The sequence below is a fragment of the Kitasatospora sp. NPDC091257 genome, from assembly GCF_044757675.1.
GTDB lineage: Bacteria > Actinomycetota > Actinomycetes > Streptomycetales > Streptomycetaceae > Kitasatospora > Kitasatospora lactacystinica.
Map to the genome: position 1 here is coordinate 1 of NZ_JBIVVI010000399.1, position 6,979 is coordinate 6,979.

Annotated in this window: 6 protein-coding genes; 5 read left to right on the forward strand and 1 reads right to left on the reverse strand. The window is 72.6% G+C overall.

What is annotated here, in order from left to right:
- Positions 1 to 169: 169 nt before the first annotated feature.
- Genes ACIQOV_RS19580 through ACIQOV_RS19590 form a run of 3 tightly spaced genes read left to right on the forward strand, consistent with a single transcriptional unit; the run spans position 170 to position 2,938 of the window.
- Positions 170 to 970 (forward strand): lysophospholipid acyltransferase family protein, encoded by an 801-nt coding sequence (locus ACIQOV_RS19580; protein ID WP_401050017.1) that lies wholly within the window; start codon positions 170 to 172, stop codon positions 968 to 970.
- 49 nt (positions 971 to 1,019) lie between these two features.
- Positions 1,020 to 2,246, forward strand: coding sequence for a MacS family sensor histidine kinase (macS, locus tag ACIQOV_RS19585; protein WP_359897098.1), 1,227 nt, complete (start codon positions 1,020 to 1,022; stop codon positions 2,244 to 2,246).
- A complete protein-coding gene (locus tag ACIQOV_RS19590) occupies positions 2,243 to 2,938 on the forward strand; it encodes a response regulator (protein ID WP_401050011.1) in 696 nt (231 codons plus the stop codon). The genes macS and ACIQOV_RS19590 overlap by 4 nt, the downstream gene beginning before the upstream one ends.
- A gap of 64 nt (positions 2,939 to 3,002) precedes the next feature.
- Here ACIQOV_RS19590 and ACIQOV_RS19595 read toward each other — a convergent pair whose 3' ends face one another.
- Positions 3,003 to 4,940 carry an anthranilate synthase family protein gene (locus ACIQOV_RS19595; protein ID WP_401050013.1) on the reverse strand — a complete coding sequence of 646 codons (1,938 nt, stop codon included), beginning with the start codon at positions 4,938 to 4,940 and terminating at the stop codon, positions 3,003 to 3,005.
- A 242-nt stretch (positions 4,941 to 5,182) separates the two neighbouring features.
- Here ACIQOV_RS19595 and ACIQOV_RS19600 point away from each other — a divergent pair, with 242 nt between their 5' ends.
- On the forward strand, positions 5,183 to 6,592 hold the full coding sequence (locus tag ACIQOV_RS19600) for a class II 3-deoxy-7-phosphoheptulonate synthase (protein ID WP_380357613.1): 1,410 nt from the start codon (positions 5,183 to 5,185) through the stop codon (positions 6,590 to 6,592).
- Between the two features lie 159 nt (positions 6,593 to 6,751).
- Positions 6,752 to 6,979 (forward strand): bacterioferritin-associated ferredoxin (locus ACIQOV_RS19605; protein ID WP_401050015.1); only part of this gene is annotated, 228 nt, incomplete at its 3' end.

A 6,979-nucleotide genomic window follows, 5' to 3' on the forward strand; every position in this document is an offset into this window, starting at 1 on the left:
CGCCACCGCCGACGGTTTCGCGCGGCTCACCGCCGCCGGTGCCGAGTCCGACGAGCAGATGCTCTACCGGTTCGCCAAGGCCGGGACCGCCGCGGGCACAGCGGACGGCCGCGGGGCATTAGGATCGACCGGTCCGCATAACAGGAGGCCCGGGTTGTTCTACCGACTGATGAAGATGATCGTCGCGCCACTGCTTCGGATCTTCTTCCGGCCCTGGATCGAGGGCGAGGAGAACATCCCCACCGAGGGTGCGGCGATCATCGCGAGCAACCACCTGTCCTTCTCGGACTCGTTCTTCTTCCCCGCCCTGATCAGGCGCCGGGTCACCTTCATCGCGAAGGCCGAGTACTTCAACACCCCGGGCCTCAAGGGCCGGTTGACCGCCGCGTTCTTCAAGGGCGTCGGCCAGCTGCCGGTGGACCGCTCGGGCGTGCGCGGCGCCGGCGAGGCCGCGATCCGCAGCGCCATCGCGGTGCTGGACAGCGGCGAGCTGTTCGGCGTCTACCCGGAGGGCACCCGGTCGCCCGACGGCAAGCTGTACCGCGGCAAGGTCGGCGGCCTGGCCCGCGTCGCGCTGGCCACCGGCGCCCCGGTGATCCCGGTCGCCATGATCGACACCGAGAAGGTGCAGCCGCCCGGCCAGGTGATCCCCAACTTCGGCATCCGCCCCGGCATCCGGATCGGCCGCCCGCTGGACTTCTCCCGCTACCACGGCATGGAGAACGACCGCTTCATCCTCCGTTCGGTGACGGACGAGGTGATGTACGAGATCATGCGGCTCTCCGGCCAGGAGTACGTGGACATCTACGCGACCGCCGCCAAGCGGCAGATCGCGGACGACAAGAAGAAGGCCGACGCCGAGCGCCGGGCCGCCGCCAAGGCGGAGAAGGCGGAGGCCGCCGAGGCCGAGAAGGCGGAGAAGGCCGCCGAGGCGGGCACCTCGGAGAAGCAGCAGGAGAAGCCGGAGTAGGCGTCCGGACGGCCGCTCGGCCGCCCGGACGGGCCCAGGGGAGGGGCGGATGACGGACGACGGGGGCAGAGCCGGCGCGGTCGGCGGCACGGTGGCGGCCGGCGGCATGTCCGTCGAACTCCCGCTGTGGAAGGCGATCTCCTACTTCCGGGTGCTGGCCCTGTGCTACGCCCTGCTGCGGTACTTCAACTCGTACCTGCACTTCCTGCACCCGGTGGCCGGCTGGATCTTCCTCGGCGCGCTGACCCTGTGGACCCTGGCCAGCACCCGGGCCTTCGCCAACCCGCAGCGCTGCACCTGGTACGTCCTGGGCGCCGACCTCACCCTCGCCGTCACCGGCATCGTGATGAGCGGCATGACCGACTCCCCGGCCCGGATCAGCCACGGCGCGCCCACCCTGCCGACGATCTGGGCGGCCGGCACGGTGCTGGGCTTCGCCGCGAAGGGCGGCTGGCGCCCGGCGGCGGCCTCGGGCTCGGTGATCGGCGTCGCCAACATCCTCGGCCACGGCGGGCCGACCGGCGACAACATCCACAACATCGTGCTGCTGATGGTGGCCGGCTGCGCGATCGGCTACGTGATCGAGCTGGCCCGGGCCAGCGAGGCCACCCTCACCCGGGCGCTCCAGGTCGAGGCGGCCACCCGGGAGCGCGAGCGGCTCTCCCGCGACATCCACGACGGCGTGCTCCAGGTGCTCGCCCTGGTCCAGCGGCGCGGCGCGGAGCTGAGCGAGCGGACGGCCTCCGGCGCGGACTTCGCCGAGCTCGGCCGGCTGGCCGGTGAACAGGAGCGCGCGCTGCGGGCGCTGATGACGGGCGGTCCGCTGCCGGCGCGGCGCGCGTCGCGGTCCGACGCCGCCGAGCCGCCGGACCCGCACGCGCCGTGCGACCTGACCGTGCTGCTGCGCCCGTACGCGGACGAGCGGATCACGCTCTCCGCCCCCGGCACCCCGGTGCTGCTGCCCGGTCAGGCGGCGGGCGAGCTCGCGGCGGCCGTCGGCGCGGCCGTCGACAACGTGCGCAAGCACGCGGGGGAGCGGGCCCGGGCCTGGATCCTGGTCGAGGACGAGCCGGAGGCCGTCACGGTCGGCATCCGCGACGACGGGCCCGGCTACGCCCCGGGCCGGTTGGGCGAGGCCGAGCAGGCGGGCCGGCTCGGCGTCTCCCAGTCCATCCGCGGCCGGCTGCTGGACCTCGGCGGCACGGCCGAGCTGTACTCGGCGCCCGGGGAGGGCGTCGAGGTCGAACTGCGCGTCCCGAGGAAGGCCACTCAATGACCAGCCAGCCGATGACCGATCAGCCGACCGCCGACCGGCCGGTGCGGGTGATGGTGGTGGACGACCACCCGATGTGGCGGGACGCCGTCTCGCGTGACCTCGCCGAGGCCGGACTGGACGTGGTGGCCACCGCGGGCGACGGCGAGGAGGCCGTGCGCCGGGCCCGCGCCTGCACGCCGCAGGTGGTCGTGCTGGACCTCAACCTGCCCGGCCTGCCCGGTGCCGAGGTGTGCCGCCAGGTGGTCGCGCACGACCCGGCGGTGCGGGTGCTGGTGCTGTCGGCCAGCGGAGAGCACCAGGACGTGCTGGAGGCGGTGAAGTCCGGCGCGACCGGCTACCTGGTGAAGTCGGCCGGGCGGGAGGAGCTGCTGGACGCGGTGCGCCGTACGGCCGTCGGCGACGCGGTGTTCACCCCGGGCCTGGCCGGCCTGGTGCTCGGCGAGTTCCGCCGGCTGGCCGCCGAGCCGGCCCCGGCCTCGGCGCCGGCCGCCCCGCGGCTGACCGCCCGGGAGACCGAGGTGCTGCGGCTGGTGGCCAAGGGGCTGTCGTACCGGCAGATCGCCGACCGGCTGGTGCTGTCCCACCGGACGGTGCAGAACCACGTGCAGAACACGCTCGGGAAGCTGCAGTTGCACAACCGGGTGGAGCTGGTCCGGTACGCCATCGAGCAGGGCCTGGACGACGAGGTCTGAGGGTCCGGCAGCGGCTGCGGCGCGGCCCCGGGCGGGTACGTCCGCCCGGGGCCGCGCCGTCGGCTCAGCGCAGTGCGGCCGTCGCCCCGCGCAGCAGGCCCGCCACGATGCCGACCCCGTCGCGGGTGAGCACCGACTCCGGGTGGAACTGGAGCCCCGCGAAGCCGTGCCCGCGCAGCGCGTGCACGTCGCCGGTGACGGCGTCCCGGGAGACCTCGACGCCCTCGGTGGCGAGCCGTGCCGCGTCGGCCTCCGAGCAGCGCGCGGTGAAGGTGTTGTAGAAGCCGACCGTCTGCTTGCCGCCGAACAGGTCGATGCGCTCCTGCGCCCCCTGGTAGGGGACGGCCTTGCGGCCCAGCGCGAGCCCGAGTTCGGCGGCCAGCAGCTGGTGGCTCAGGCAGACCGCGAGCAGCGGCGAGGTGCGGGCGCCGGAGCGGACGGCGGCCAGCGCGTCCGCGACGATCGGCCGCAGCAGCATCATCTTGGGGTCGTCCGCGAGCGCCGGGTCGCCCGGGCCGGGGCCGAGCACCAGTGCGCCCCGGTGCGCCGCGACCCGCTCGCGCAGCCCCGGCTCGTCGTACCGGGCCACCGTCACCCGGTGGCCGAGCGAGCCGAGCAGGTGGGAGAGCATCGAGGTGAAGGTGTCCTCGCCGTCCACGACCAGGGCCGGCTCGGTCTCGGTGATCTCGGCGGGCTGCTGCATCCGCAGCCAGAACGGCGCGAGGTCGGCCCGGCGGGAGTCCAGGGCGGCCTGCACCCGGTGGTCGTCGGCGAGCCGGGGCCCGACCGGGTGGGGCAGCCGGGCGGGCGTGGGCCGGGCGCCGATCGCGGTGAGTACTCCGGCGGCCTTGGCGTGGGTCTCGGCGACCTCGGACTCCGGGACGGAGTGGCGCACCAGGGTGGCGCCGACCCGGACGACCAGCCGGCCGGTGGCCGGGTCGATGTCGGCGGTGCGGATGCAGATCGGCGAGTCCAGCAGCTGCCCGCCGCTGGCGGAACGGCCGATCAGGGCGAGCGCGCCGGAGTAGTAGCCGCGCCCGGTGGTCTCGTAGCGCTTGATCACCCGGGTGGCGTTCTCGACCGGGCTGCCCGTGACGGTCGCGGCGAACATCGTCTCGCGGAGCACCTCGCGGACGTCCAGCGAGGTGCGTCCGCGCAGCTCGTACTCGGTGTGGGCGAGGTGGGCCATCTCCTTGAGCCGGGGCCCGAGCACCTGGCCGCCGAGGTCGCCGACCGTGCACATCATCTTGAGCTCCTCGTCCACGACCATGGTGAGCTCCTCCAGCTCCTTGGGGTCGTGCAGGAACTGGAGCAGCGAGTCGAGGTCGGAGCCGCCGGCCGGGTAGCGGTAGGTGCCGGAGATCGGGTTCATCACGACGGTGCCGCCGCTCTGCCGGACGTGCACCTCGGGGGAGGCGCCGACCAGCACCCGGTCACCGGTGTGCACCAGGAAGGTCCAGTACGCGCCGCGCTCCTGCTCCAGCAGCCGGCGGAAGAGCGTCAGCGCGAGCTCCGGCGAGAAGTCTTCCAGCGTCGCGTGGAAGTCGCGCCGGATCACGAAGTTGGCGCCCTCGCCGTTGCCGATCTCGTCCCGGATGACCTTGCGGACGATCGACGCGTACGAATCGTCGTCCACATCGAACCCGCCACCGGCAAGTGAGACCGGCAATTTCGGTAGGGCATAGGTGAATTCGGCCAACGGCAGGGTGTGCTGCTCGGCCACCGAGAGGGCCTGCAGGGGGGTGTCGTCGTCGTGTGCCTCGAAGCCGCGCTCGCGGATCTGGCGGTACGGGACGAGCGCGAGCAGATCGTGCACCGGGCCGCCGCCGGCCGGCGGGCCGCTGCGCACGGGCAGGTCGGCGAGGTGCTCGTAGCGGTCGACGGTGCCCAGCAGCACCTCGACGGTGTCCGGGCTGAGCCGGGGGGTGCGGCGGTGCAGCAGGGCGAACGCGGGGGCGTCCGGGCCGGTGAGGCGGGTGAGCAGGTCGACGGCGGTGGTCACGGGAACGGCTTCCTTCCGGGTGGGCTGGTGAGAGGCGGTGCAAGGTCCGCTCCCGGAGGGCCGTCTGCGCAGACGCCGACGGCCGCCCCGAGGGGCGGCCGTCGTGTTCGTCTAGGAACGCGTCGTTCGTGGGCCACCCTTGGGGGAGGCCCACCACCAGGAGTGGGTGTGGGGCGCGTGCATGGTTCGACCCTAGCGGATGCGCCGGGGCGGGTGAGGGCCGTCACGTCTTTGTCCGAGATATGTCTCATCCCTCGGGCAATAGTCACGAGTCACTCCTGTCACCCCGTAGCCTTGGTGATGTGACCGCTACGACTGAGACTTCGAGGGCTGCCCACTCCTGGCAGTCCCTGCCCGCGGCGCAGCAGCCTGAATGGCCGGACCAAGAGGCTCTGCGCAAGACCCTTGCCGAGCTCGCCTCCTATCCGCCGCTCGTCTTCGCCGGCGAGTGCGACCAGCTGCGCGCCCGGCTCGGGGCCGTGGCGCGCGGGGAGGCCTTCCTCCTCCAGGGTGGTGACTGTGCCGAGGCCTTCGACGGCGTCTCGGCGGAGCACATCCGCAACAAGCTGAAGACGCTGCTCCAGATGGCCGCCGTGCTGACGTACGCGGCCTCGGTGCCGGTGGTGAAGGTCGGCCGCATCGCCGGCCAGTACTCCAAGCCGCGCTCCAAGTCGACCGAGACCCGCGACGGCGTGACCCTGCCGGTCTACCGCGGCGACTCGGTGAACGGCTTCGAGTTCACCCCCGAGTCCCGCATCCCGGACCCGGAGCGCCTGAAGCGGATGTACAATGCGTCCGCCGCGACGCTCAACCTGGTGCGCGCGTTCACCACCGGTGGTTACGCGGACCTGCGCCAGGTGCACGCCTGGAACCAGGACTTCGTCCGCAACTCGCCGGCCGGCCAGCGCTACGAGCAGCTCGCCCGGGAGATCGACAACGCCCTGGCGTTCATGAGCGCCTGCGGCGTGGTGCCGGAGGAGTTCAAGGCGGTCGAGTTCTTCTCCTCGCACGAGGCGCTGGTCCTCGACTACGAGACCGCGCTGACCCGCGTGGACTCGCGCACCGGCGAGCTGTACGACGTCTCCGGCCACATGGTGTGGATCGGCGAGCGCACCCGGCAGCTGGATCACGCGCACATCGAGTTCGCCTCCAAGATCCGCAACCCGATCGGCGTCAAGCTCGGCCCGACCACCTCGGTGGACGACGCGCTGGCCCTGATCGAGAAGCTGGACCCGGAGCGCGAGCCCGGCCGCCTGACCTTCATCACCCGGATGGGCGCGGGCAAGATCCGCGAGCACCTTCCCACCCTGGTGGAGAAGGTCACCGCCTCCGGCGCCAAGCCGGTGTGGATCTGCGACCCGATGCACGGCAACACCTTCGAGGCCTCCAGCGGGCACAAGACCCGCCGCTTCGACGACGTCCTGGACGAGGTCAAGGGCTTCTTCGAGGTGCACCGCGCGCTCGGCACCCACCCGGGCGGCATCCACGTGGAGCTGACCGGCGACGACGTCACCGAGTGCGTCGGCGGCGGCGACGAGGTCCTGGTGGACGACCTGCACCAGCGCTACGAGACGGCCTGCGACCCGCGCCTCAACCGCAGCCAGTCGCTGGACCTGGCGTTCCTGGTGGCGGAGATGTACCGCGGCCAGTAGGTCCGGTGTCCGTCGGATGTGACGAAGGCCCCTCCGGATTCGGTGTTCCCGAGCCCGGAGGGGCTTTTTCGTACCCGTTTGCCCGGGTAAGGTAAGCCTCAGTGAACTAAGGCGAACCTTAGTCAAGATCCATTCCGCTCCACCCCGGGAGAGACCGCGATGTACGTGTGCATGTGCCATGCGGTCACCGAGGACCAGGTGAAGAAGGCGATCGACGGCGGCGCCGGCACCCCGCGCCAGATAGCGAAGGGCTGCCGGGCCGGCACCGACTGCGGGTCCTGCGTGCGCCGCATCCAGGCGCTGCTCGGCGAGCACGGCGCCCGCCCCTGCCCGACCGCCCGGCTGGCCGAACAGGGCGCCGAGGTCACCGTGACCGACCTCGACACC

Bases quoted from the DNA above. Each gene is read 5' to 3' on its own strand.
- ACIQOV_RS19590 (WP_401050011.1), top strand. From the start codon at position 2,243: ATGACCAGCCAGCCGATGACCGATCAGCCGACCGCCGACCGGCCGGTG.
- ACIQOV_RS19580 (WP_401050017.1), top strand. From the start codon at position 170: ATGAAGATGATCGTCGCGCCACTGCTTCGGATCTTCTTCCGGCCCTGG.
- macS (WP_359897098.1), top strand. From the start codon at position 1,020: ATGACGGACGACGGGGGCAGAGCCGGCGCGGTCGGCGGCACGGTGGCG.
- ACIQOV_RS19600 (WP_380357613.1), top strand. From the start codon at position 5,183: ATGTCTCATCCCTCGGGCAATAGTCACGAGTCACTCCTGTCACCCCGT.